We start from the raw sequence: 23,996 nt of genomic DNA, 5'->3' as shown, positions 1-23,996 counted from the left end.
ATGCATTCCATCTTCCTGCGAATCTATGGCGGCATGCTCGGCGTTCTGGTGCTGGTGGCGCTGCTGGGCGTGCTGACCCTGCATCTGGTCAATGCCGTGCGCGCCGATCAGTACCGCGAACAATTGGCCCACGGCACCTTCACCCTGATGGCCGACAACCTGCGGGGCATGAATGACATTGAACGCACCCGCGCCCTCGCCGTGTGGGAACGCTTGCTGGGCATTCCGCTGACACTGGAAACCGCCGAGCACGCGCATCTGGATGGCAGCGCCCGCAGCCGGTTGAGTCGCGGGCAAGTAGTGGTCGAGCAGACCGGCCCCCATGCCGCGCGGGTGTTTCGGGAGGTCGAGCCGGCGCTGTCGGGCAATCCGTCCAGCGGCTTGCTGCTGACCGGCGAGGTGCGGCAGATCAGCGAGCAGCTGGCCCGCGCGACGATCTTTCTGTTGCTCGACGAGCTGGTGCGTCTGCCGGTCGATGAGCAGCCCGCGCGGCTGGAAGCCTTGCACCAGAGCAAGGGGTTCGGCTTCGACATGCAGCTGATCCGGCTGGAAAAGCTGGATGTCGATGACGACCAGCGTCGGCGCATCGACGAGGGCGACACGGTGATGGCGCTGGGCAAGGGCGGCGATTCGATCCGCGTGCTGTCCGGCGTCGGTGAAACCCCGTGGGTGCTGGAGATCGGCCCGCTGTTCCAGATGAACCCCTATCCACCGGAGCTGCTGATCCTCATCACCTTTCTCGGTCTGTGCCTGATCGGCCTTGTCGTTTACCTGCTGGTGCGTCGGCTTGAGCACCGGTTGCGCGGACTGGAAGCGGCGGCCACGCAGATTGCCCAGGGCAGCCTGGAAACCCGCGTGCCCGCAGCCGGCGCGGATTCGGTCGGGCGGCTGGCGTCGGCATTCAACGGCATGGCCGAGCATCTGCAGCGTTCGTTGATGATCCAGCGCGAACTGGTGCGCGCGGTGTCCCACGAGCTGCGCACGCCGGTGGCGCGGTTGCGTTTCGGCCTGGAGATGATCAACGACGCCACGACCCCGGAAGCGCGGCATAAATACATGGTCGGCATGGACAGCGATATCCAGGACCTCGACAAGCTGGTGGACGAGATGTTGACCTACGCGCGCCTGGAACAGGGCGCGCCGACCCTGAATTTCCAGCGCATCGACCTCGACGCCCTGATCGATCAGGTGATTGCCGAACTGGCGCCGCTGCGGCCGCACATCAGCGTCAGGCGCGGAGAATGCGTTGATGCGCTGCATCGTATTGGGTCCGACGAGACGCGTTGGGTTGAGGCCGAACCGCGGTACTTGCACCGTGCGCTGCAGAATCTGGTGAGCAACGCCATGCGCCACGCCGAATCGGAGGTGCGCATCGGCTATCAGTTGAGTGAGGATCGCTGTCGCATCGACGTCGAAGATGACGGGCCCGGCGTGCCGGAAAGTGCCTGGGAGCGGATCTTCACGCCGTTCATGCGCCTGGACGACAGCCGCACCCGGGCGTCGGGCGGCCATGGGTTGGGGTTGTCGATTGTGCGCCGCATCATCCATTGGCACGGCGGGCGCGCGTTGATCGGGCGCAGCCAAACTCTGGGCGGTGCGTGTTTCAGCCTGGCCTGGCCCCGCCAACAGGGGGAGGCGTGATGTTCGACGGTGCCCTGGACGGGTTTGCCCGCACGGTGGTGGTTGATCAAATGCGGCCTGTGTCGCCGTTGACCGAGCTGTTGCGGGATGAGGGTCTGGATCGCCTGCTGCTGAAGGTGTATGGGCCGGAACTGATGAAGGACCAGTTGCCGGTGCTGGTCTCGCAGTGGATGAAGTACTACGCCATGCAGCTGATTCCGCCGGTGGTGGTGGCGAGTCTGGCCCATGGCGCGGGGTGGCCGCTGGGGCTGGACCGCCTGAGTTTCGCCCTGCACGAACGGGGCTATCTGGATGGGGTGCGGTTTCACGGGGACGTTATGGAGGTGTCGGTTTCGGAAAATCCGTTCGAGCGGTTTGCGCCGCTGCTGGAGAATCTGCAGCAGGTAATCGACCGCTTGAGCGCCTACGGCGATGTGCCTGCGGCCGTGCTGTGGGGCACCGCCGGGGATTATCTGGAAACCTGCTTGCGGCAGCTGTCCGCGGCGGGCGACGTTTCTCTTAGTGCTGGGTATGGCTTGTTGCGTGAACGGCTGAGGCCGGATGGGCAGCGCAATCCGCTGTTCAATGCCGTTAGCTATATAGAGCAGGACGGGCAGACGGTTCGGCAGCGGCGCACGTGCTGCCTAAGTTATCGGGTGGAGTGGGTGGGGCGGTGTGAGCATTGCCCGTTGGGTATGGCGGCCAGAAAATCAGTGGATCAACGGGCCCCTTCGTGAGCAAGCTCACTCCCACAATGTACTCCGCCGCATAGGAGGTTGATGTCAGCCCCGAATCGCCACCAGACTCAACAGCTGCCCATCCTGCACGCTGAACTGCGCGTCCAGCTCTTTGCCGTTGTGCCATTCCTCCGACAGATCGATGTTCAGCCGCAGCCGCGCGCTGCCGTCATCTGACCATTCCAGCAACTCGGCGTCTTCGAAATAGAAGCGCTTGAGCACGATGGGGTAGAGCGCCTTGAACAGGCTTTCTTTCAGGGAAAAGGTCAGGGTGACGACCTTGGCAGCTTGATGTTCGGGCCCGGCGTTCAGGCGCTGCATTTCCGCGGGGGTCAGAATCTCTCCGGCCAGACGCACTGCGCGCTCGTGGCTCATCAGCTGTTCCACGTCCAGGCCCAGTCCGCGCCAGTCCGCTTTGCGCGCAACGATCGCGGCGGCCCAGCCGGTGCTGTGGGTGATCGAGCCGGTGACGTCCGCAGGCCAGATAGGGGCGCGGTCTTCGCCGATGAGGGGGACGTGGGAGCGGCCGTCCAACTGTCGCATCGCCTCACGGGCGCACAAACGACCGGCAAGAAACTCCGTCTGCCGCTTGGCCACCGACCGTTGAATGGAGGCGGGCGTCTCGATGAGACAGCGCTGGAAATCGCCGTCGATGAGCTTTTGCGGATCGAAGCGACTGCTCACCAACACCACGTCCGCCAGCCCATGGGGCAAGGGCCAGTGAGCGGTGAGGGCGGGGCAACAGTCGGGAAGTGTCGAGGGTCGAGTCATGCCCGGCATTCTGCCGGAACCGCGGCGTCGTGCGCAAAACCGGTTTGCCGGGAATCCCCAATCCAAAGTCATGCGCAGAATCTGTGGGAGTCAGCTTGCTGACGAATGCGGTGGGTCAGGCGGAGTGGATGGCGCAGGCAGACCGCTTTCGCGAGCAAGCTCACTCCTACAGGAGATGTGTGTTGCCCCGAGACTTCAGCGTCATGCGCAGAACCTGTGGGAGTCAGCTTGCTGACGAATGCGGTGGGTCAGGCGACGTTGATGGCACAGGCAGAAAGCATTCGCGAGCAAGCTCACTCCTACAGGAGATGTGTGTTGCCCCGAGACTTCAGCGTCATGCACAGAACCTGTGGGAGTCAGCTTGCTGACGAATGCGGTGGGTCAGTACATGTTCAGGAGGGGTTCAGCGCTGGCTGGGTATGCTCCAAACCGTACCCAACAAGGCGCCTGGCGCCGGAGGACCTGCTCATGCTGACGTTCAACAAGCTCTTTCTGGCGCTGGCGTTTCTCGGCAGCAGCGCGGCGGCGCAAGCGGCTGATGGCAACGCGGACGTGTCACGTACCGATTTCGGCAAGAACACCGAACGCGCCGACCGCCTCAACGGCCCGCGCCGCAGTCTCACCACCAGCAGCCAGGTTGGCAACTGGAGCCAGACGTTCAGCCAGCAGCCTGCTGATGATCCCTACGCAGTCGGCTACGGAAATCTCACCGCCCGTGTCAACGGGATGAACGTGCAAACGGGCAATCTTGCGGCGTCTTACAACGTGCAGATGCCTTCGCCGGGCACGACTAGACTGTTCGACACCCGCTTACCTGTCCGTACAGTGCAGCAACCGCCCTCGCTGAGCCTGAGCGAGAGTCAGCACACCTATTTACCCGTCCACTACGTTTTATAAGCCGCCAGCCTGTTTTTCGCGGTGTCTGAATTGCACAATCGCTGCCGGGCTCGTCACACTGCACGCGCTCGGCAGCGCCTCGTTGAGACTCTTGAAACGAGAGGTATGCCTTTGCCTGGGAGAGCGTCATGAAATTGCTGGTTGTCGAAGATGAAGCCCTGCTGCGTCACCACCTGCAGACCCGCCTGACCGAAAGCGGTCACGTCGTCGAAGCGGTGGGCAACGCCGAGGAAGCGCTGTATCAGGCGGGCCAGTTCAACCACGATCTGGCGGTCATCGACCTGGGCCTGCCGGGTGTGGGCGGTCTCGACCTGATCCGTCAGCTGCGCGTGCAGAACAAGGCGTTCCCGATCCTCATCCTGACCGCGCGCGGCAACTGGCAGGACAAGGTCGAAGGCCTGGCCGCCGGCGCCGACGACTACGTGGTCAAGCCGTTCCAGTTCGAAGAACTCGAAGCGCGCCTCAACGCCTTGCTGCGACGCTCCAGTGGTTTCACCCACTCGACCATCGTCGCCGGCCCGTTGAGCCTGGACCTCAACCGCAAGCAGGCGTCCCTGGACGAACAGCCCCTGGCGCTGACCGCCTACGAATACCGGATTCTCGAATACCTCATGCGCCACCACCAGCAAGTGGTCCCCAAAGAGCGCCTGATGGAGCAGCTCTACCCCGATGACGACGAGCGCGATCCGAACGTGATCGAAGTGCTGGTCGGTCGGCTGCGGCGCAAGCTCGAAGCGCCCGCCGGGTTCAAGCCGATCGACACCGTGCGCGGCCTGGGTTACCTGTTCACCGAGCGCTGTACATGATTCGTTCGCTGCGCCTGCGTCTGATGCTGGGCGCCGCGACCCTGGCCGTCATCTTCATGCTGCTGATGCTGCCGGCGCTGCAAAGCGCCTTCAGCCTGGCGCTGGAAAGCTCCATCGAAAAACGCCTGGCGTCGGACGTCACCACACTGATCTCTGCCGCCCGTGTCGAAGACGACCACCTGCTGATGCCGTCGTTATTGCCCGGCGAACAATTCGCCCTGCCCGACAGCCGCTTGCTCGGCTACATCTATAACCGCGCCGGCAAACTGGTGTGGCGCTCCCGGGCCACCGAAGACGAAGCCATCGACTACCAGCCCCGCTACGACGGCCGCGGCAACGAATTCGCGAAGATCCGCCAACCCAACGGCGACGAGTTCTTCGTCTATGACGTCGAAATCAAACTGCTCGGCGGGCGCAACGCCGCCTTCAGCATCGTCGCGCTGCAACCGGTGCGCGAATACCAGGAAACCATCTCCGGCCTGCGCCAGAAACTCTACCTGGGCTTCGGCGGCGCGCTGCTGGTTCTGTTGATTCTGCTGTGGGGCGGGCTGACCTGGGGCCTGCGTGCGCTGCGGGGCATGAGTCAGGAGCTGGATCAGGTCGAGGCCGGCTCGCGGGAAAGCCTCAGCGAAGAACACCCCAGCGAACTGCTGCGCCTGACCGACTCGCTCAACCGCCTGCTGAGCAGCGAACGCGAACAGCGCATTCGTTACCGCGACTCCCTCGACGATCTCGCCCACAGCCTGAAAACCCCGCTGGCTGTGTTGCAGGGCGTCAGCGAGCAAATCGCCAAACGACCGGAAGACCTGGAGCAGGCGCGGATTCTGCAATCGCAGATCGAGCGCATGAGCCAGCAGATCAGTTATCAACTGCAGCGCGCCAGCCTGCGTAAAAGCGGGCTGGTGCGTTATCACGTGGCCTTGAAACCTGTGGTGCAGAGCCTGTGCAACACGCTGGAAAAGGTCTACCGCGACAAGCGGGTCAACGTCGTGCTCGACCTGCCAGACAATTGCCAGGTGCAAATGGAAGAGGGCGCCTTGCTGGAAATGCTCGGCAACCTGCTGGAAAACGCCTACCGCCTGTGCCTCGGCGAGGTACGCGTGAGCTGGCGGTCATCGATGATGGGCGACGAGCTGTGCATCGAAGACGACGGCCCGGGTGTTCCGGAAAGCCAGCGCGCGCGGATTCTCGAACGCGGCGAGCGACTGGACACGCAGAATCCGGGACAGGGCATCGGTCTGGCGGTGGTCAAGGACATCATCGAAAGCTACGGGGCGCAGCTGACCCTGGGTGACTCGGAACTGGGGGGCGCGGCGTTCCGCATTCGGTTCGCGATCTAAGCTCACTCCTGATTCGTCCTTCGAGGCGGATACCCGCCAGTGGGGCGGATCATTTGCCGCCAAACGGCGGAAAACCGCCACCGCCTTCACCCCGACGGGCCTCCTGTTAACCAGATGGTTCACGTAATCCGTGGCTCTCACCTCATTTACCAATACTGGCACGGTGCTTGCGATGCACTGGGCAGAGGTCTGCCGCGCGCAGCTCGACAAAAACAAATCCCTCCGAGCAGGAGGGTTCGCACTTTAGGCGTCTCTGCAACCGGAATGCTGCAGACCGATGCTCTTGAGGAAACTGCAATGACGACTCGTCAGCCCATCTATAAATCCCTGTACGCCCAGGTGATCGTCGCGATCATCGTCGGTATCGCCCTCGGCCACTGGTACCCCGAAACTGCCGTAACCCTCAAACCGCTGGGTGACGGGTTCATCAAACTGATCAAAATGGTCATTGCGCCGATCATCTTCTGCACCGTCGTCAGCGGCATCGCTGGCATGCAGAGCATGAAATCCGTGGGCAAGACCGGCGGCTACGCGCTGCTCTACTTCGAAATCGTTTCGACCATCTCGCTGATCATCGGCCTGATCGTGGTCAACGTCGTTCAGCCGGGCGCCGGCATGAACATCGACGTGTCCACCCTTGACGCCTCCAAAGTCGCGGCCTACGTGACCGCCGGTAAAGACCAGAGCATCGTCGGCTTCATCCTCAACGTTATCCCGAACACCATCGTCGGCGCGTTCGCCAACGGCGACATTCTGCAAGTGCTGATGTTCTCGGTGATCTTCGGTTTCGCCCTGCATCGCCTGGGCGCCTACGGCAAGCCGATCCTGGATTTCATTGATCGCTTCGCCCACGTCATGTTCAACATCATCAACATGATCATGAAGCTCGCCCCGATCGGCGCTTTGGGTGCCATGGCCTTCACCATCGGCGCTTATGGCGTGAGCTCGCTGGTGCAACTGGGTCAGCTGATGCTGTGCTTCTACATCACGTGCCTGCTGTTCGTGCTGCTGGTGCTGGGCTCCATCGCCAAAGCCCACGGCTTCAGCATCCTCAAGCTGATCAAGTACATCCGTGAAGAGCTGCTGATCGTGCTGGGTACGTCGTCGTCCGAGTCGGCGCTGCCACGCATGCTGATCAAGATGGAGCGTCTGGGCGCGAAGAAATCCGTCGTGGGTCTGGTGATCCCGACCGGCTACTCGTTCAACCTCGACGGTACTTCGATCTACCTGACCATGGCCGCAGTGTTCATCGCTCAAGCCACCAACACCCACATGGACATCACCCATCAGGTCACCCTGTTGCTGGTGCTGCTGCTGTCGTCCAAAGGTGCGGCAGGCGTGACTGGCTCGGGCTTCATCGTGCTGGCCGCGACACTGTCGGCCGTAGGCCATCTGCCGGTGGCCGGTCTGGCGCTGATCCTGGGTATCGACCGCTTCATGTCCGAAGCCCGCGCCTTGACCAACCTCTGCGGTAACGCCGTGGCAACCCTGGTTGTCGCCAAGTGGGTCGGTGAGCTGGACGTTCCGCAAATGCAAGCCGAGCTGGCTTCCGGCGGTCGTGCCATCGACAACACCGCGCCGACCGACGACCTGGGTGTGGCCGAAACGGCGCCAACCCCTGTTGTACGTTCGTAACATGCGTTAGCGGCAAAGGTTGTTCAGAAAGCCTGTCTTCGGACAGGCTTTTTTATGAGTTTTTTTTGGCGCTGGCGGCTGGCTACTCGACTGGCACAAAACCTGTGGGAGTCAGCTCGCTGACGAATGCGGTGGGTCAGACACAGGGGGGCCGACTGACTCAATGCCTTCGCGAGCAAGCTCACTCCTACGGTGGATCTGCGTTGGCCGATATTTCAGTGTCAGGCGCAAAACCTGTGGGAGTCAGCTTGCTGACGAATGCGGTGGGTCAGGCGAAATGGCTGGCACAGGCACGCCGCTTTCGCGAGCAAGCTCGCTCCCACGATGGATCTGCGGCAATCACTCCACCCGCGTCTCGCCGCTGAACACCAGAATCTCCCGGCAGCGCTTGCACAGATAACGGCGGCCTTTGCGCACCAGCTTGTGGCGTTGGGCGGTGAAGGGGAAATCGCTTTCCGGGCACGGGCAGCGGTATATGTAGCGGGTCACGCTGCGGCGCTGGATTTCGTAGGTGTGGCAGCGGTTGGGTGGCAGCTCGTAGACGCCGCGCATGATCAGCTGCCATTCCTCGCCGTGGGGCTGAATGGTGTCGCCGAACAATTGATGAGCGACCAGGTGCGCCACCTCGTGGGGGACGGTCTGGCGCAGAAAGTCTTCGCTGTTTTCGAGGTACAGCTGCGGATTGAAGCGCAGCATATTCTCGTGCAGGTGGGCTACGCCGGCCTTCTGGCCGCGCAACTTGACGCTCACGACCGGACGTTTGAAAGGCCGCTTGAAGAAATCTTCGGCTTGCTGGTAGCAGGATTCGACGCGGGTGTTGAGTGGTTCGAGCATGCTTCATCGGTCTCCAGAGGAGGCGAGTATGCCGCAAGCTTCTGTACCGCCAAAACCCGAAGCGCCGAATGGTCACCCGGTATTAACTGGTAAATTCCGGACCGATCCCGACGCCCCACAGCACCACCGTAAACGCCATGATCGCCACCAACACCACCAGCCCGACCGCGAGCACCGAGCTTGAGAACATGAAGCCGTCGTCCGGGTGTACGCCCATGAACACCGGCAAGCCGACGTACAGCAGGTACACCGTGTAGCAAACTGCCGCCAGCCCGACCATCATCCCCAGCCACATATGCGGGTACAGCGCCGCCAGCCCGCCGAGGAACAGCGGCGTCGCCGTGTAGGTCGCGAAGGCCACGCAGCGCCCAAGGCTGGGCGTGGCGTTATAGGTGCGCGCCATCCAGTGGATGAACCCTCCCATGACGCCGACCCCGCCGAGCATGGCGAGGTAGGACATCAACGCCATCCACACCGCACTGTCGCTGGTCAGCATGACCGGGGTCCGGTCGCCGATCTGCCAGCCCACCTGCGTCGTACCGATGTACGCCGACACTGCCGGAATCGCCGCCAGGATCAGCGTGTGGGTGAGGTACAGGTGGCCGATGCTTTCTTCATCCTCACTGCGTATTTGTTGCCATTCCTGATCGGGGTGGGTGAACAGCCCCAAGACGTGATGGATCATGTCCGTTACTCCCGTAAAGTGTGCCGCCGCTTTCAACGAAGCGCCTGACTGCTGATGCCGTCAGGAGAAGGTCACAATCGATCAAGGGAAATGGCTGCGACCTCTCAGGTCAGTATAGAAAGCTGAGCACCCTAAAACCGGATGCGTTAGAGCGATTGAGGTGTTCAAGGGTCTTGTTAATAGCGACTGGCGATCAATGGCTATCCATAACTGGGGATGGCATTCACCCGCGACAGGCATTACCCCGGCCGGACTTTTTGCGTAAAATGCCGACCCTTTCCTCACGTCTCTTCCCACCACAGCGAGCGGATACCAGCGCCATGGGCACCCTTTCAGTCAATCAGAACAAACTGCAGAAGCGTCTGCGTCGACTCGCGGGCGAAGCGGTGGCCGACTACAACATGATTGAAGAGGGCGACAAGGTGATGGTCTGCCTGTCCGGCGGCAAGGACAGTTACACCCTGCTGGATGTGCTGCTGCATTTGCAGAAAGTCGCGCCGATCAAATTCGACATCGTTGCGGTGAACATGGACCAGAAGCAGCCAGGCTTTCCCGAGCACGTGCTGCCGGCGTACCTGGAACAACTGGGCGTCGAGTACCACATCGTCGAAAAGGACACCTACTCGGTGGTCAAGGAGCTGGTGCCCGAGGGCCGGACCACCTGCTCGCTGTGTTCGCGCCTGCGTCGCGGCACGCTGTACACGTTTGCAGATGAAATCGGCGCGACCAAGATGGCCCTCGGTCACCACCGAGACGACATCGTCGAAACGTTTTTCCTGAACATGTTCTTCCAGGGCAGCATCAAGGCCATGCCGCCCAAGCTGCGCGCCGATGATGGCCGCAACGTGGTGATCCGGCCGCTGGCCTACTGCGCCGAGAAGGATATTCAAGCGTATTCGGACATCAAGCAGTTCCCGATCATCCCGTGCAACCTGTGCGGTTCCCAGGAAAACCTGCAGCGTCAGGTGGTCAAGGACATGCTTCAGGAATGGGACCGCAAAACCCCGGGCCGCTCCGACATGATTTTCCGCAGCCTGCAGAACGTCCAGCCCTCGCAACTGGCGGACCGCAACCTGTTCGATTTCACCAACCTGCGCATCGACGAAACCGCCGCCTCGCGGTTTGTGAACGTGGTGAATGTGTAACGCCGACATCCTGGTTCCCGGCTAAAGCCGGTCCTACAATGGTCGCGAGTCCCGTCAGTAGGACCGGCTTTAGCTGGGAAGAGGCCGGTTCGAGCGCCATAGATCTGCGATCCAAACACACGGATCGGTTCACCCCAAAACCAAGGGCATCACAGCCCCACATCCGGCAGCACCGGCTTGTTCGCCAACGCCGTCTTCATCAATTTCTCGACATACTCCCGATCACTGTCCGGCAGCGCCAGACGCGGTGGGCGGGTGAGGGCGCTGCCGCGTTCCATGATGGCTTCGCACAGCTTGATGCACTGCACCAGGTCCGGACGCGCATCCAGGTGCAGCAGCGGCATGAACCACTCATACAACGCCATCGCCTCGGCAAACCGACCGGCCTTGGCCAGACGGAACAAGGTTTCGCCCTCTTTGGGAAAGGCGTTGGACATCCCCGAGACCCAGCCCACCGCGCCCACCGCAACGCTCTCCACCAACACATCATCCAGCCCGGCGAACAGCACAAAGCGGTCACCGACTTCGTTGCGCACGTCGATAAAGCGGTTGGTGTTGCCCGACGAATCCTTGAAACACACGATGGTGTCGCAGTCCGCCAGGGAGATGAGGATGTCCGGCGTCACATCGTTTTTGTAGATCGGCGGGTTGTTGTAAACCATCATCGGCAGGTCGGTGGCGGCGGCCACGGTGCGAAAGTGCGTGGCGGTTTCGAAGGGCTTCGCCGAATACACCAGCGCCGGCATCAGCATGATCCCGTCGGCGCCGGCTTTATGCACTTCTTTAGCGACGGCGCTGGCGTTGGCGCTGGTGAACTCGGCGATGCCCGAAATCACCGGCACACGCCCGGCCGCGGCGTCTTTGGCAGCTTCCACCAGGCTGATCTTTTCAGCGACGCTCAACGAGGTGTTTTCCCCGACGGTGCCGCAGATCACCAGCCCCGACACGCCATCGCGGACCAGGTTGGAAATGACCTTGTGGGTCGCCTCCAGATTGAGGGAGAAATCGTCGTTGAATTGCGTGGTAACGGCAGGGAAGACCCCGCTCCAGGATACGGACTGGCTCATGATTGACTCCTGATTGAGTAAAGGTATTTCGTATACGTTTTAGTTTGGACGAATCACGGCCATCGATTGCTGCGTTTAACCGTTATTTCAGGCTGCCCCCGATCCCTTGTAGGAGTGAGCTTGCTCGCGATGCGGTGTGTCTGTGACGGATGCGGTGACTGACACAACGCATCGCGAGCAAGCTCACTCCTACAGGGTTTTGCATTCATTCAGAAAAATCGGTTTCGCATTTATTGAAAGCAGCCGCAGCATTCACAGCTTCAACCCCACCGGCCAGGTGTCACTCAACTTGTACCCCTCCGGCCACGGGTCGCTCGGGTCGAGCATGTGCTGGTGCGTCCCGGTGATCCACGCCCGCCCGGACAGGCTCGGAATGATCGCCTTGCGCCCGGCCACTTCGGTCTCGCGCTGGATCTTGCAGTGAAACTCCGAACCGATAATCGAACGCCCGATAAACCGGTCGCCCACCTTCAGCTGACCCTTGGCATGCAACACCGCCAGCCGCGCGGAACAGCCGGTGCCACAGGGCGAGCGGTCGATCTTGCCCGGGCGAATCACCACCGCGTTCGCCGCATGGGCCACGCCGCCGTCGAAACTGACCGGCGCGGCGATCTGGCAAAACGAGATGTGATTCCAGTCCTTATTCAGCGGATGGCTGAACCCCAGTTGCTCGTTGGCCGCCTTGGTGATTTTGAGGCCGGTTTCCACCAGGTCTTTCGCCTCATCGGCAGTCAATGCAAAGCCCAGCTTCACCGAATCGACGATGGCAAAACTGTCGCCGCCATAGGCGGTGTCGACCTGAATCGAACCCAGCCCCGGCACCTCGATCCACACGTCCAGCTGATCGGCGAAAGAAGGGTGGTTGTGCACCTCGACGCTCGTCACCTTGCCATCGCGGCACTGAGCAATCGCCTCGATCAAGCCGCCCGGCGCCTCCAGAATCAGCCGGGTTTCCGGCTCGGTCATCGGCAGAATCCCGCTGTCCAGCAGCACCGTCGCCACGCACAGGGAGTTGGAGCCGGACATCGGCGGCACGTCGGCGGGTTCCATGATGATCCAGCCCATCTGCGCTTTCGGGTGCTTGGGCGGCACCAGCAGATTGACGTGACGGAACACCCCGCCCCGGGGCTCGTTGAGCATGAAATTGCGCAGCACGTTGTCCTTCTCGATCCAGCGCGACTGCTCCCAGATCGTGTCCCCGGGCGGCGGCGCAACCCCGCCGACAATCACATCGCCCACCTCACCCTCGGCGTGACAACTGACCACATGAATTACTTTCGATGAGCGCATGACCTAAGGCCCTCCTGTAAAAAAATACTTATCGATTTGCTTGGGCTCATCAGAAAATGAGGCGAGCCTTCGATATCACTCACGCTGGATGACGTGTGGGAGTGAGCTTGCTCACGAAGGGGCCGGTACAGTCGCAACCTCTCTGGCGCCTGCAATGCAGTCTTCGCGAGCAAGCTCACTCCTACAGGTGGTGGTTTCCATGGACGTCCTCCTTCAAGCCAACCCCCTAATTAATCGACTTCAAAAAATCCGCCGTTTCCGGCCGTTGCGGATTACCGATCACCTGATCCGGCGTGCCGATCTCGTGCACCAGGCCGTTGCGGAAAAACGCCACGCGGTCGGACACGTCACGGGCGAAGCGGATCTCGTGGGTCACCAGAATCATTGTCATGCCGTCCTCGGCCAGCATGCGCATGGTGTCCAGCACCTCGCCCACTAACTGCGGATCAAGTGCCGACGTGGCCTCGTCGAACAGCATGTAATCCGGCGACATTGCCAGCGCCCGGGCAATCGCCATGCGCTGTTGCTGACCGCCCGACAATTTGCCGGGAAACACCTTGAGCTTGTCGCCCAGGCCCACATGGGTCAGTTGCTTGACCGCCAGCGCCTCGGCTTCGGCCTTGCTTTTGCCCAGCACGGTGCGCGGGGCGAGCATGACGTTTTCCAGCACCGTCAGATGGGGAAAGGCGTTCCACTGTTGAAAGACGATGCCGATCTTCTGCCGCAGCTTGTTGATGTCCGTGCCCCTGGCATGAATCTCGGTGCCGTCGACGCGAATGCTGCCGCTCTTGATCGATTCCAGCCCGTTGATGCACATCAGCAGCGTCGACTTGCCCGAGCCCGAACCGCCGATGATCGACACCACTTCGCCCTTGTTCACCTGCAGGCTCACGCCCTTGATGACTTCAAGCTCGCCGAAGGACTTGTGTACGTTGTCGATCTCAATCATTTTCCTGCCACCTCGTTTCCAGCCGGGCGCCCAGGCGAGCGACCACCAGACTCATGACGTAATAAATCAGGCCCGCGATGCACAGCACCAACAACGGCTCCTGAATGCGCGTGACGATAGTTTGCGAGGCGCGCAGCAGCTCGACGATGCCGATCCACATCACCAGCGCGGTGTCTTTCATCACCCCGAGCAGCAGGTTGATCCAGCCGGGAAACGCCACCCGGGTGGCCATCGGCATGACGATCTGGCGCAAGTCCTGCCAGTACGTCAGGCCCAGGGAACGACTGGCGCGGCGCAGGCTGAGCGGCACCGACAGCACGCCGCTGCGCACGATCTCCGTGCAGTACGCGGTCACGTATAACCCCAACACCACACAGGCGACGGCGAAGGCGCTCCAGTTGAGGCCGACGATGCTTTTCAGCGCATTGAACAGCACGAACTGAATCAGCAACGGCACGCTGCGAAACACGTCCAGTAGCCAGGCCAGCGGAATCGTGCTGCGCGGCAGGAGGGCGCGGGCCATGCCGCAGACCACTCCGGCCAGCGTGCCGATGAACATCGACACCACCGTCAGCAAAATCGTGACCCAGGCGCCTTGAAGCATGAATTGCAGATCGTTCCAGGTGAACGTGCTCTCGAACATGCCCATCTCCTCAGTACCGGAACAGCCGCCAGGACAGCAGCCGCGCAACGGCCACGATCAGCTTGGCGATCAGGTAATAGAGCACCGCCGCAATGGCGAAGAATTCGAAGGTGCGGAAGGTCTTGACGTTGTAGTCCTGGGTCACGCCGGTGAGGTCGTTGTTGAGGCCGACGATCACGCCCATCGAGGTCATCAGCACGGCCCAGACCATCTGGTTGGTCAGCGGATAGAAAACGATGCGCAGCAACTGCGGAATGACGATCAGCCGATAGGCCTGGGGGGCACTCATGCCCAGCGACCGGGCAGCGCGCAATTGGGTGTCGGGTACGGCCTTCAGACCGCCACGGAAGTTCTCCGCCAGATAGCCCGCGTTGTTGATGGTGATGCCGGCGAGTAACGCGGCCCACGAACTGATGTGCAGGCCGAACGAGCCCAGGCCGAAATACAGGATGTAAACCTGAAACAGCGACGGCGTGTTGCGCGCGATGGAAATCCAGGTCGCCGCGAAACCCCGGAACAGGCGGTTCTTGCCTTGGCGCATGAACACCAGAAACAGCGCGATGGTGACGCCGAGGATCATCGACAGCGCGGCGGTTTCGAAGGTGACCCACGCGCCGTTGAGCATGTCGGGCAGGGCTTTGAACGCTGCGCGCCAGTGGAAGTTGTAATCAAACATTTGCGCTGAACTCCGCCTGGTGCGCCGCCATCAACCAGACCGGCAGGCGCCCGCTGGCAACGCCGGTGATTGCGCTGTCGACGCACTCGGCCAGGCTGGCGAAATGCACGCGACGCCCCACCAGTCCGGGGGCGTAGTGCGCGTATTTGCCGGAGTTGGTCATCAGGTTGCGCGCGGTTGGCGGGATGACGGGCTCGCCGAGCATGCACCAGCAGGTGTCGGTGACGAACTGCACGCCGAAGTTTTCGAGCGTCTCGACATAGCCGGCCTGTTGCGCGCGTTCCAGGGTGGCGCGGCCGCAGGTAATCACGATCGCCACGTTTTCGTGTTTGCGCTGGCTGCTACACAGGTGCGCCAGCGTCGCGCATTCGCTTAGGGAAAAATGCGGATTGCCCAAGGTCACGGCGTCCACTGCTGGCGTCTGCGCGCTGTTCAGTTCGCGCCAGCTGTGCAGCAAGTCCGCGGGGCTGACGCTCAGGGTTTTGTCCGGCGCGTGCCCGCCCAGCGCCAGCTCGGCGGTGGTGGCTTCGGGGGTTACGCCGGCGATATGAAACATCGGCGCAGCAGAGGTGGTGGCGAATGCCGCGCCAAATGCCTTGAGGTCATCCAGTGTCGGCGCCTTGTTTTCCAGGCCGCAGATCACCGGGATCGAGGCGCCGCAGAGCAACCCGACGTGATAACCGAGCAGCGGGTAGAAACTGTCGTCGAGGCCGTCCAGTGCGGGGACATCGATGCGCAAAGTCGCCAGCCGTTGCTGGGTCAGGTGGCAGCCGATCTTCGGCGCGCGGCCGGTGAGGGCGATGCAGATGTCGAGGTAATCGGGGTACTTCAGGGTGCGCGCGCCGATCACGCTGTTGGCGTACACCACGGCGTTGGATTCGGCCCAGACGATTTGCTCCCCCAGCTCCGGGGCGCTGTCCAGCAGGTACGGCGCGCAGGTAAAACTCACCCGCGCGCCCATCTCCAGATACGCATCGCCCAGCTGACTGGCCGGCTCGCCGAGGGCCGGGTCGACGCCCAGTTCGCGCCAGCGTCGCTTGTCCACCGAGATTGAATTGAGGGTGGTCGGCACACGAACCCTGGCGCCCCATGCCACCAGTTGCCGGGCGAAACGCAGACTGGCGGGTCCTGTGTAAATACAGCCGTCGATGTGCGCCTGGGTAATGTCCAGCAGTTCGGTCGCGCCTTGCAGCTCGGCCATGCGCAGAATGATGCCCATCGCCACTTGCGCGGCTTTGCCGTACGCGCCGTCGAGAAAGCCCTGGTCGGTTTCGGTGAGTGAAATCTGGCTGAGCGGGCGATGAGGTGTCGGGCTTTGTTGGTCGCGAGAAAGTGGCGGCGGAGGGCTGGAAAAGCCGCTCACGCGGTCATCCTCGACCCGTACGAAAGCGACGTTGCGCAGTGCCGCAAAACCCGCTTCGCCGAGGCTGATCACCGGGATCGAATGGCCGAACATCTGCTCGGCGATCAGCACGCCGAGGGTGAGGATGTCTTCGACGCGTTCGAAGACCAGTGCGGCCGGTGCGTGGCCGTTGAGGATCAGTTCCAGCAACACGCTGCTGCCGGTGCACGAGCCGCGCCCGCTGGGAATGGCCAGCACCCGGCCGCTGATGAACTGGCCGCTGAGGGGGTGATGACGGTCGATGACTTCACCGGTAAACGGTTCGACCCCGCCCCAGAAACTCAGGCCCACGTCGGCATACAGCAATTCGCCCTGGGCGCTGCCGGCGACGAGACAGCGCCCGTTCAACGAGACTTGAGACATCGTGGGCTCCTGAGTAATGAACCGGTTCCGGGATTCGATCGTTTCCGGTGATTGTTCCCACACTCCGCGTGGTAATGCCGCTTGCGACGCTCCGCGTTGCGCTTTTCTAACGCAGAGCGTCTGGGGCTGCATTCCCACGCAGAGCGTGGGAACGATCAGAACGGATTTTGTGTGCGCCTACGATTGCCTGCTTTGCCGAGATCCACTGTAGGAGTGAGCTTGCTCGCGAATACGGTACGTCAGTTGACATCTTCGTCTCAGACCCGCCGCGTTCGTCCGATCGCGGCCCGCAGCAAGCCACGCTCCTACACGGTCCGCGCCCTCTGATCGTTCCCCTCAGTAATAGACGCCCGGCACGGTCAGATCCACCGGCTTGCCGCCCACCCATTTTTCATACAGCTCGGCATAGCGTCCCGAGCGCACTTGCTGGTTCACGAACAGGTTCAGGTAATGAATCAGCCCGTACTCGTTACGCTTCGCGGCAAGAGAAACATAGTCGATGGTGTAGGGCGCGTTACCGGCAATCTTCAGGCCTTTGTACTTGCCGGACTTGATCGAGGCGGCGGCGACGGTGTTGGTCACCACCGACGCTTTGATGTGGCCCTGGGCGACGGCGAGGATGGTGTCGTTCTGGGTCTGGTACGCGCGGAAACTGCCGCTGCCCCATTTCTTCTGATCCTTCTCCAGCGCGATGGCTTCGAACGTGCCGCTGGTGTTGCCGACATCCTTGCCCTTGAGGTCGTCGTAGCTGTTGATGCCGGCGTCGTCGCGGGTCAGCACCACCATCTGGAAGGCGAAATAGGGGATGGTCATGCCCACCGTTTTCGCCCGCTCCAGGGTGTCCGAGGTCGACGCCACGATCACGTCGGCGCGCCCTGAAACCAACGCAGGAATGCGGTCCGGAAACGGCGTTTCCACCACCTCGGCGGTGACGCCCAGCACCTTCGCCAGGTCGTTGCAGTAATCGACGTCAAATCCGACCGGGTTGTTCTTGTCGTCACGGGACCCCATCGGCGGAAAGTCCAGGGTCACGGCGCATCGCAGTTTGCCGGAGTCGATGATGTCATCGAGCTTGTCGGCCAGCGCGGTGTTGATAAAAGAAGAGCTCATGACGGCGAGGAGGGCGACGGCGACAGCTTGGTTTTTCATAGAAGCCTCGGTGCGTGCAAAGGGAGAACGGTCGGATAAGTAATTTCGTATACGATATTTCATATGCACGCAGCGTGCCTGTTTCGCCAGTACGCCGTGCAGGGCTCTGGATCAGCGGGGTCGCGGATTGCAGCGTGTTTTGAGAGCGGGGAGGGGTGTTACATAAAGGAGCAGGAATGAGCGGCGTGCTTCATTGATGCACGCTCAGGCAGGACAGGTGGTGGGGGATTGCACAGTCCCTGTGGGAGTGAGCTTGCTCACGAATGAGGTAGGTCAGCCCCAGATTCGTATCAGCTGAAACGCATTCGCGAGCAAGCTCGCTCCCACAAGGTGTGTCACAGAATTCAAACTCCTTAAGCAATCCGCGAACCCCGGTACTCACTCGGCGAAGCCCCGGTCAGTGCCTTGAACTGGCGACTGAACGCGCTGTGATCGGTGTATCCGCAGCGCAGGGCGATCTCGGTGATCGACAGGTCTTCCTGCAACAACCGTGAGGCTTCACCCAGCCGCGCCTTGTGAATCATCTGCCGTGGGGTCAGCTGAAAGATGCGTTTGCAGTGCCGCTCCAGCTGGGCAATGGACAGCCCGGCAATGGCCGTCAGTTGCTCAAGGGTGATGGGCCGCGCGAAGTGTTCGCGGATGTACGCGTCGACCTCGACCAGTTTTTGATATGCCGGGTGGGTCGTCTGCAGGATTTGCAGATCCCGGGAAATGCCCGCCAGCCCGATGATCGCGTCCTGATGATCACGCAGTGCGATCTTGTGGGTCAGGCACCAGATCGGCTGATTGCCGTAATACAGGTGCAGCTCCAGCTGATCGCTGAGTTGCCTGCCATCGGCCAGCACACGGCGGTCCTGAGCGGTGTACAGCGGACCGAAGCGCGCGGGGAACACTTCCTCGGCGGTCAGCCCGACGATCTGGCTTTTCTCTTTGAAACCGCAGCGCTGCACCAGCGTCTGGTTGACCAGTGCGTAGCGCGCCTGGGCGTCTTTGACGAAGAACACCACCCCGGGAAGGGTATCGAACAGGGGCGCGACCAACGCCAGGCTGGCAAGCAGTTGGTGGAGGTCGTGCAAGGGCGCGGTGGGGATGAGGTCAACCATGTTCACGGGCGGGAAGGCCGGGCGAAAGATGGGATCGATGATGCGGGATGTTGGGTGCGGCGGCTAGTCGGCGGGGCGGCTGGAGTCGCCGTATCAATAAATCAGTCCTCTTGGAACAGCGCTTTGAGTGCCGATATCCCTGCAGACGAAGAAACTGTGGGAGCGAGCTTGCTCGCGAAGGGGGCGAGACATCCGCTGGATATTCCGCGTTCGAAACACCGTCTTTGTGAGCGAGGTGGAGCGCCACCCCGTTCACTCACGCAATTTGATAAATCAGGCGCTTTAAACAGGGGCACCCTCGTCCAGACACGCCAGCGTCGAAATCCGCGCCGGGCTGAAGGGCGGGCGCAACAACGGGGGCTCCCAGCCGAACAGCGTCTGCGCCGCCGTTGCACAGACGCGCCCCTGACACGCGCCCATTCCACAGCGGGTGGCGAGTTTGGCCCCGGTCCAACTGCCATGATTCGCCAGGTCCGCGTAACGCACGTCCTCACAGCGGCAGACTATCGTTTCCGGCATCGCCAGATGTTTCAGCGCAGGATTCAGGCGGAACGCCGTGTTCAACCGATCCGCAAAACCCTGCCAGCGCTGCCGCTCAGCCCACAAGCCTCGGGCCTTGTCCCGTTCACCCACCGCCACCAGCCCGGCAATACGCCCTTCGACCAATGCCAGTTCGCTGCCGCCGAAACCGGTACATTCCCCCGCTGCGAAGTGATCAGCCAGACTGCTCGCCTGCCAGTCGTCGACCACAATGGCCTGATCCCGCACGGTGCAGCCCAGTGCCTGGGCGATCTCGGTATTGGGCACCAGACTGAAACCGCAGGCCAGACGCTCGCAGGCCAGCTCTTCAATGGTGTCGCCCAGCTGAACGCGAACGCCTTCCAGCCGATCCGTGCCCAGCGCCGCCAGCACGTGGGCCGAGGTTCGATAGGCGGCACTGGCCAGGGTGATCGCCTGAATCGCCTTGTTCGGCCAGCGCCACAACCCGGCAGCAAATCCGGCGACGGCGCTCAAGGGCGCCTGCTCGGCGATTCGCACGACCTCGGCGCCATGCTTCTGCGCGGTCGCCGACGAGGCCAGCAATAGCGGGCCGGTTCCAGCGATGACGATGCGCTCGTCTGTCACCTGCAAGCCGCCTTTTATCAGCGCCTGCAAACCGCCGGCGCCAGTGACGCCCGGCAGCGTCCAGCCGGGGAAGGGCAGCAGCCGCTCCCGCGCACCGGTGCACAGAATCAGTGTGTCGTAACTCAATACCCAGCCGCGCTCGGCGTCTTCCAGCAGCAAGCGTTTCGGCCCCGCCAGCGTGACCACTTTGCAGCCGCTGTGCAGGCGAACGTTGTTCATGCCCTGCAATTGCCCGCGCATATCCCGAGCCTGTTTCGGCACCTGAGCATGTGGGCCGTCGCGCCAGATCTGCCCGCCCGGCAGCGGGTTGTCGTCGAGCAGGGCGATGCTCAGCCCGCGAGGCGCCGCCGCCAGAGCCGCCGCCATGCCCGCCGGACCTGCGCCGATGATCAGCAGATCGACATGCTCGGTCGTTGTCGCGGTCACGGTTACGGTCATGGCTGAGTCTCGACGCGCATGCCGTCGCGGCAGATCGTCTGGCAGGCCAGCCGGCGCAGGCCGTCGATGCTCACCCGGCATTCCTGACAAATCCCCATGCCACACAAGGGCGCGCGGCGCTGGCCGCTGACCGATGTGCGGCTGCAGCGATCGCCGCTCGACATCAGCGCGACGGCCACGGTGGTGCCTTGGGCGAAGCGAAAGGGCTGACCATCAATGCTCAATTCAGGCATGGGCGCGGGCTCCGATAAAGCGCTGCGGCAGATACGGTTCAAGGTCGAGGGGCGGCCGAGTGCGCAGCATTTGCGCGGCCAGCAAGCGGGCGGTGCCGGTTGCGGTGGTGACGCCGAGGCCTTCGTGCCCGACCGCCAGCCACAGCCCGGGTTGATGCGGGTGCTCGCCGATCAGCGGCTGACCGTCGGGGCTGGCGGAGCGAAAGCCGGTCCAGCTGCGAAGGCCGTTCATCTCGCCCAGACTTGGGAGGAAATCCAGCGCCCGGCGCAGCATCCGCCCGAGCATGGCCGCATCGATCTGCGGATCGTGGTTGTCGAACTGCCGCGATGAGCCGATGAACAGCTGGCCGGTCGGGCGCTGCTGCACATTGAACGCCACCGACGGGCCGTTGCCCTTGTGGGCGCTGGTCACGTAGCCCAATTCGACCAGCGTGTGGGTGATCTGCGCGGGGTAACGGTCGGTGATCAGCAAGTGGCCTTTTTTCGCTTGCAGCGGTAAATCGGGACAGAGTTCGCGGGCGTAGATGCCGCTGGCCAGCACGACCGCCGGGGCTTGCAGCCATTCACCACTCGCCAGCCGAACACGGTTGCCCTGGACTTCCACGACTTCGGCCTGACGCTGAACCACCCGTGAAGACTGGCGCTGCAACAGCCAGCGCGCGGCATTGGGCGCGTACAGAATGCCGTCGCCGCTGACCTTCAATGCGCCGAGCAGGCCGGATCGCAAAGACGGCTCGGCATTCGCCAGTTCGGCGCCGGACAGCAACTCGCACGCCAGTCCGTATTCGCCCAGCGCCGCATGCTTGCGCTCGGCTTCTTCCATTTCTTCTTCATTGCAGGCCAGCCACAGTGTGCCGTTGGTGCGCATCGCGCAGTCGTCCGGCATCTGCGAAGCCAGCTCGCGCCACGCCCTGACCGAATACTCCCCCAGCGCCAGCTCGGCAGCACTATGGTCCAGCACCACCAGATGGCCCATGCCCGCAGCCGTCGCGGCGGGGCGCTGACAATCCAGCACCAGCACGTGCAAGCCCTGAGACGCCAGCTCGTCCGCACACGCCGCGCCGATGATGCCGCCGCCGATAACGATCACATCAGCGACATGGCCTTGCAGCGTGGACGCGTCGTTCACGCGCGAATGCCCCAAGCGAACGGGTCTTCGTCGTCCAGCAGCAAGGTGGCTTCGGCGCTGATGTAGGCGCGGCCACGGATGGTCGGCACAATCCGGTCGCCCGCCTGCCGCTCGCCGTGCTCCCACACGAAGCTGCCTTCGAACTGGCTGCCGATCACGCTGGCCTGCTGCCACAGGGTGCCGGGCTGAAGTTTGCCGTCCGCCGCCAGGCACGCCAGTTTGGCGCTGGTGCCAGTGCCGCAGGGCGAGCGGTCGTAGGCTTTGCCGGGGCAGAGCACGAAGTTGCGGCTGTCGGCGTGAACGTCGTGGGCGAACAGCTCGATGTGGTCGATGACGCCGCCGTCTTCACCGCGAATGCCCTGGCTTTCCAGCGCCTGCCGGACTTTCCAGGTGTAGTCGGTGAGGGCGTCGAGGTTGTCGGCGGCGACGCTCAGGCCGTGGTCGGCGATCAGGAAAAACCAGTTGCCGCCCCAGGCGATGTCGCCGGTCACGCTGCCCAGTTCAGGCACCTCGACGACGAAGTTCTTGCGATAGCGGTAGGAAGGGACGTTGTCGACGCTGACGGAGCGGTCTTCGTGCAGCGTGGCCTGAACCGTGCCGACCGGGGTTTCGATGCGGTGCACGCCGGCGTCGATCTTGCCCAGATGCGCCAGTGAGACCACCAGCCCGATGGTGCCGTGGCCGCACATGCCCAGGTAGCCGCTGTTGTTGAAAAAGATCACCCCGGCACAGGCCTCGGGATCCACCGGCTCGCACAACAGCGCGCCGACCAGCACATCGCTGCCCCGCGGCTCGAGCACCGTCGCGGCCCTCCAGTCATCGAACTGTCCAGCCAGAAGCTGACGCCGCTCGGCCATGCTGCCCCGCCCAAGATCGGGGAACCCGCCGAGCACCAGCCGCGTCGGCTCACCGCCGGTATGAGAATCGAGGATCTGGATGCGTTTCATGTATTCCCCTCAAGCGGTTATTAATGGCCACCACGATCCCAGCGGGACCGGCGTGTACACCCGATGTAACTGGCTACGACGATCCCTAGTAGGACCGGCTTCAGCCGGGAAGGCCTCGGTCGTCACGCCGCAAGTTTTGTGGTGTTTACGCTGACCTCTTCCCGGCTAAAGCCGGTCCTACAGATCGCGGCGCGGAGCAACTTCACTATTGAGGCAAGAGTGCCGCGAACGACGTCCAGGGTCTTGACCGATTTCACCCTTCTCAATGACGAAATCGGCACAGCAGCCCGTCGCTCAAATCTCGCTGAGCACGGCGTGGGGCAGGTGGGCGTAGAGGGTTCGGCAGACGCCGATGATGTGGTGCTCGATCAGCTCGGCGGCTTTGTCCACGTCACGATCGGCACAGGCCTTGAGGATCTCGCGGTGTTCCAGGTCGGCGCGCTCTTTGCCTTCGTCGAAACTCATCTGCACCCGCAGGTAGCGTTCGACCTTATCGTGGATCGAGCGAATCATGTTCAGCAAAAACGGCCGCTGCGCCGCTTCATACAAACAGGTGTGAAACGCCCAGTTCAGCTCGGCCCAGCGCCCGATGTCGTCGTCGTGCATGAACTCGTCACAGATGGCCCGGGCCCGATCCAGCTGGGCAGCGGTCATTCGCGGCACGGCGAGGCGTATGGCTTGCACTTCCAGCAGCACCCGCACTTCAAAGATCTGCGCCAGCTCCGGCTCGGAAATCCGCGTGACCACGGCGCCCTTGTTGCGCTGGAACTGCACCAGCCCCTCGGCTTCCAGGCGCTTTAGCGCCTCACGGACGGGGATCTTGCTGACGTTGAACACGCGGGCGATATCGTCCTGACGAATCGGCTCGTCCTCGGCAAACTGGCCGGAGATGATCGACTCGCGCAGGTACTTGGAAATCACCTCGGACGCGGAGGGCGCGACACCGAGGTTGGGGGCGTCAGGAAGAAGGAAAGGCACGCGAATGACTCAGCAGTTGGGGACGGCGAATATT

At 62.5% G+C, this 23,996-nt stretch carries 23 protein-coding genes; 7 read left to right on the top strand and 16 right to left on the bottom strand.

Translation table 11 applies throughout. The features are described 5' to 3' along the window. Both AC0Z8Z_RS00200 and fhuF read left to right on the top strand, forming a co-directional pair. The gene (locus AC0Z8Z_RS00200) at positions 1 to 1,641 is read left to right on the top strand and encodes an ATP-binding protein (RefSeq protein WP_485617293.1); all 1,641 of its coding nucleotides are present in this window, start codon (positions 1 to 3) and stop codon (positions 1,639 to 1,641) included. Next, on the top strand, positions 1,599 to 2,357 hold the full coding sequence (gene fhuF, locus AC0Z8Z_RS00195) for a siderophore-iron reductase FhuF (RefSeq protein WP_485617292.1): 759 nt from the start codon (positions 1,599 to 1,601) through the stop codon (positions 2,355 to 2,357). Before AC0Z8Z_RS00200 ends, fhuF begins: the two co-directional genes overlap by 43 nt. Positions 2,358 to 2,402: 45 nt before the next feature. On the opposite strand, the gene AC0Z8Z_RS00190 is transcribed toward fhuF, so the two are convergent. After that, a complete protein-coding gene (locus AC0Z8Z_RS00190) occupies positions 2,403 to 3,128 on the bottom strand; it encodes a 4'-phosphopantetheinyl transferase family protein (RefSeq protein WP_485617291.1) in 726 nt (241 codons plus the stop codon). Positions 3,129 to 3,596: 468 nt separating this feature from the next. Here AC0Z8Z_RS00190 and AC0Z8Z_RS00185 point away from each other — a divergent pair, with 468 nt between their 5' ends. The 4 genes from AC0Z8Z_RS00185 to AC0Z8Z_RS00170 all read left to right on the top strand — a co-directional run bounded on the left by AC0Z8Z_RS00185 (position 3,597) and on the right by AC0Z8Z_RS00170 (position 7,806). Then, a complete protein-coding gene (locus AC0Z8Z_RS00185; RefSeq protein ID WP_485617290.1) occupies positions 3,597 to 4,025 on the top strand; it encodes a hypothetical protein in 429 nt (142 codons plus the stop codon). 128 nt (positions 4,026 to 4,153) lie between these two features. Beyond that, positions 4,154 to 4,831, top strand: a complete 678-nt coding sequence (locus AC0Z8Z_RS00180) for a response regulator transcription factor (protein ID WP_122535748.1) — start codon at positions 4,154 to 4,156, stop codon at positions 4,829 to 4,831. Further along, positions 4,828 to 6,171: an ATP-binding protein gene (locus AC0Z8Z_RS00175; protein ID WP_172609331.1), complete on the top strand. Its 1,344-nt coding sequence runs from the start codon at positions 4,828 to 4,830 to the stop codon at positions 6,169 to 6,171. The genes AC0Z8Z_RS00180 and AC0Z8Z_RS00175 overlap by 4 nt, the downstream gene beginning before the upstream one ends. 297 nt (positions 6,172 to 6,468) lie before the next feature. Further along, entirely contained in the window at positions 6,469 to 7,806 is a 1,338-nt protein-coding gene (locus AC0Z8Z_RS00170; protein ID WP_192133922.1) for a dicarboxylate/amino acid:cation symporter, read from the top strand. Positions 7,807 to 8,145: 339 nt separating this feature from the next. On the opposite strand, the gene AC0Z8Z_RS00165 is transcribed toward AC0Z8Z_RS00170, so the two are convergent. Further along, positions 8,146 to 8,640: a SprT family zinc-dependent metalloprotease gene (locus tag AC0Z8Z_RS00165; protein WP_265388771.1), complete on the bottom strand. Its 495-nt coding sequence runs from the start codon at positions 8,638 to 8,640 to the stop codon at positions 8,146 to 8,148. A gap of 82 nt (positions 8,641 to 8,722) precedes the next feature. After that, complete coding sequence (locus AC0Z8Z_RS00160) at positions 8,723 to 9,325, bottom strand: Yip1 family protein (RefSeq protein WP_485617288.1); 603 nt, start codon at positions 9,323 to 9,325, stop codon at positions 8,723 to 8,725. A 320-nt stretch (positions 9,326 to 9,645) separates the two neighbouring features. Between AC0Z8Z_RS00160 and ttcA the strand changes: the two genes are divergently transcribed. After that, positions 9,646 to 10,470 carry a tRNA 2-thiocytidine(32) synthetase TtcA gene (gene ttcA, locus AC0Z8Z_RS00155; RefSeq protein ID WP_485617287.1) on the top strand — a complete coding sequence of 275 codons (825 nt, stop codon included), beginning with the start codon at positions 9,646 to 9,648 and terminating at the stop codon, positions 10,468 to 10,470. 149 nt (positions 10,471 to 10,619) lie between these two features. Here ttcA and AC0Z8Z_RS00150 read toward each other — a convergent pair whose 3' ends face one another. From AC0Z8Z_RS00150 to AC0Z8Z_RS00090, 13 genes are all read right to left on the bottom strand, one after another. Beyond that, positions 10,620 to 11,537 carry a dihydrodipicolinate synthase family protein gene (locus tag AC0Z8Z_RS00150; protein ID WP_485617286.1) on the bottom strand — a complete coding sequence of 306 codons (918 nt, stop codon included), beginning with the start codon at positions 11,535 to 11,537 and terminating at the stop codon, positions 10,620 to 10,622. Positions 11,538 to 11,789: 252 nt separating this feature from the next. Beyond that, on the bottom strand, positions 11,790 to 12,827 hold the full coding sequence (locus AC0Z8Z_RS00145; protein ID WP_485617285.1) for a trans-3-hydroxy-L-proline dehydratase: 1,038 nt from the start codon (positions 12,825 to 12,827) through the stop codon (positions 11,790 to 11,792). Between the two features lie 226 nt (positions 12,828 to 13,053). Then, positions 13,054 to 13,776 (bottom strand): amino acid ABC transporter ATP-binding protein, encoded by a 723-nt coding sequence (locus AC0Z8Z_RS00140; protein WP_485617284.1) that lies wholly within the window; start codon positions 13,774 to 13,776, stop codon positions 13,054 to 13,056. Continuing rightward, a complete protein-coding gene (locus tag AC0Z8Z_RS00135) occupies positions 13,769 to 14,419 on the bottom strand; it encodes an amino acid ABC transporter permease (RefSeq protein WP_122535740.1) in 651 nt (216 codons plus the stop codon). Before AC0Z8Z_RS00135 ends, AC0Z8Z_RS00140 begins: the two co-directional genes overlap by 8 nt. A 10-nt stretch (positions 14,420 to 14,429) precedes the next feature. Beyond that, positions 14,430 to 15,095, bottom strand: coding sequence for an amino acid ABC transporter permease (locus AC0Z8Z_RS00130; RefSeq protein WP_065992814.1), 666 nt, complete (start codon positions 15,093 to 15,095; stop codon positions 14,430 to 14,432). Continuing rightward, on the bottom strand, positions 15,088 to 16,860 hold the full coding sequence (gene lhpI / locus AC0Z8Z_RS00125; protein WP_485617283.1) for a cis-3-hydroxy-L-proline dehydratase: 1,773 nt from the start codon (positions 16,858 to 16,860) through the stop codon (positions 15,088 to 15,090). The genes AC0Z8Z_RS00130 and lhpI overlap by 8 nt, the downstream gene beginning before the upstream one ends. 336 nt (positions 16,861 to 17,196) lie before the next feature. Continuing rightward, positions 17,197 to 18,009: an ABC transporter substrate-binding protein gene (locus AC0Z8Z_RS00120; protein WP_172609324.1), complete on the bottom strand. Its 813-nt coding sequence runs from the start codon at positions 18,007 to 18,009 to the stop codon at positions 17,197 to 17,199. A gap of 353 nt (positions 18,010 to 18,362) precedes the next feature. After that, positions 18,363 to 19,112 (bottom strand): helix-turn-helix domain-containing protein, encoded by a 750-nt coding sequence (locus tag AC0Z8Z_RS00115; RefSeq protein ID WP_485617282.1) that lies wholly within the window; start codon positions 19,110 to 19,112, stop codon positions 18,363 to 18,365. A 282-nt stretch (positions 19,113 to 19,394) separates the two neighbouring features. Next, positions 19,395 to 20,675 carry an FAD-dependent oxidoreductase gene (locus AC0Z8Z_RS00110; protein ID WP_485617281.1) on the bottom strand — a complete coding sequence of 427 codons (1,281 nt, stop codon included), beginning with the start codon at positions 20,673 to 20,675 and terminating at the stop codon, positions 19,395 to 19,397. Next, positions 20,672 to 20,908 (bottom strand): (2Fe-2S)-binding protein, encoded by a 237-nt coding sequence (locus AC0Z8Z_RS00105; RefSeq protein ID WP_122622247.1) that lies wholly within the window; start codon positions 20,906 to 20,908, stop codon positions 20,672 to 20,674. Before AC0Z8Z_RS00105 ends, AC0Z8Z_RS00110 begins: the two co-directional genes overlap by 4 nt. Then, positions 20,901 to 22,037, bottom strand: a complete 1,137-nt coding sequence (locus tag AC0Z8Z_RS00100) for an NAD(P)/FAD-dependent oxidoreductase (RefSeq protein WP_485617280.1) — start codon at positions 22,035 to 22,037, stop codon at positions 20,901 to 20,903. The genes AC0Z8Z_RS00105 and AC0Z8Z_RS00100 overlap by 8 nt, the downstream gene beginning before the upstream one ends. Beyond that, positions 22,034 to 22,984, bottom strand: coding sequence for a 4-hydroxyproline epimerase (locus tag AC0Z8Z_RS00095; RefSeq protein ID WP_485617279.1), 951 nt, complete (start codon positions 22,982 to 22,984; stop codon positions 22,034 to 22,036). Before AC0Z8Z_RS00095 ends, AC0Z8Z_RS00100 begins: the two co-directional genes overlap by 4 nt. 294 nt (positions 22,985 to 23,278) lie before the next feature. After that, positions 23,279 to 23,962, bottom strand: a complete 684-nt coding sequence (locus AC0Z8Z_RS00090; protein WP_172609318.1) for a GntR family transcriptional regulator — start codon at positions 23,960 to 23,962, stop codon at positions 23,279 to 23,281. Between the last annotated feature and the right edge of the window lie 34 nt (positions 23,963 to 23,996).

This window comes from Pseudomonas sp. 1L-C-7-B-C1 (assembly GCF_057291635.1).
The sequence above is the reverse complement of the archived record's forward strand: the minus strand, read 5'-3'. Positions and strand labels throughout refer to the sequence as shown.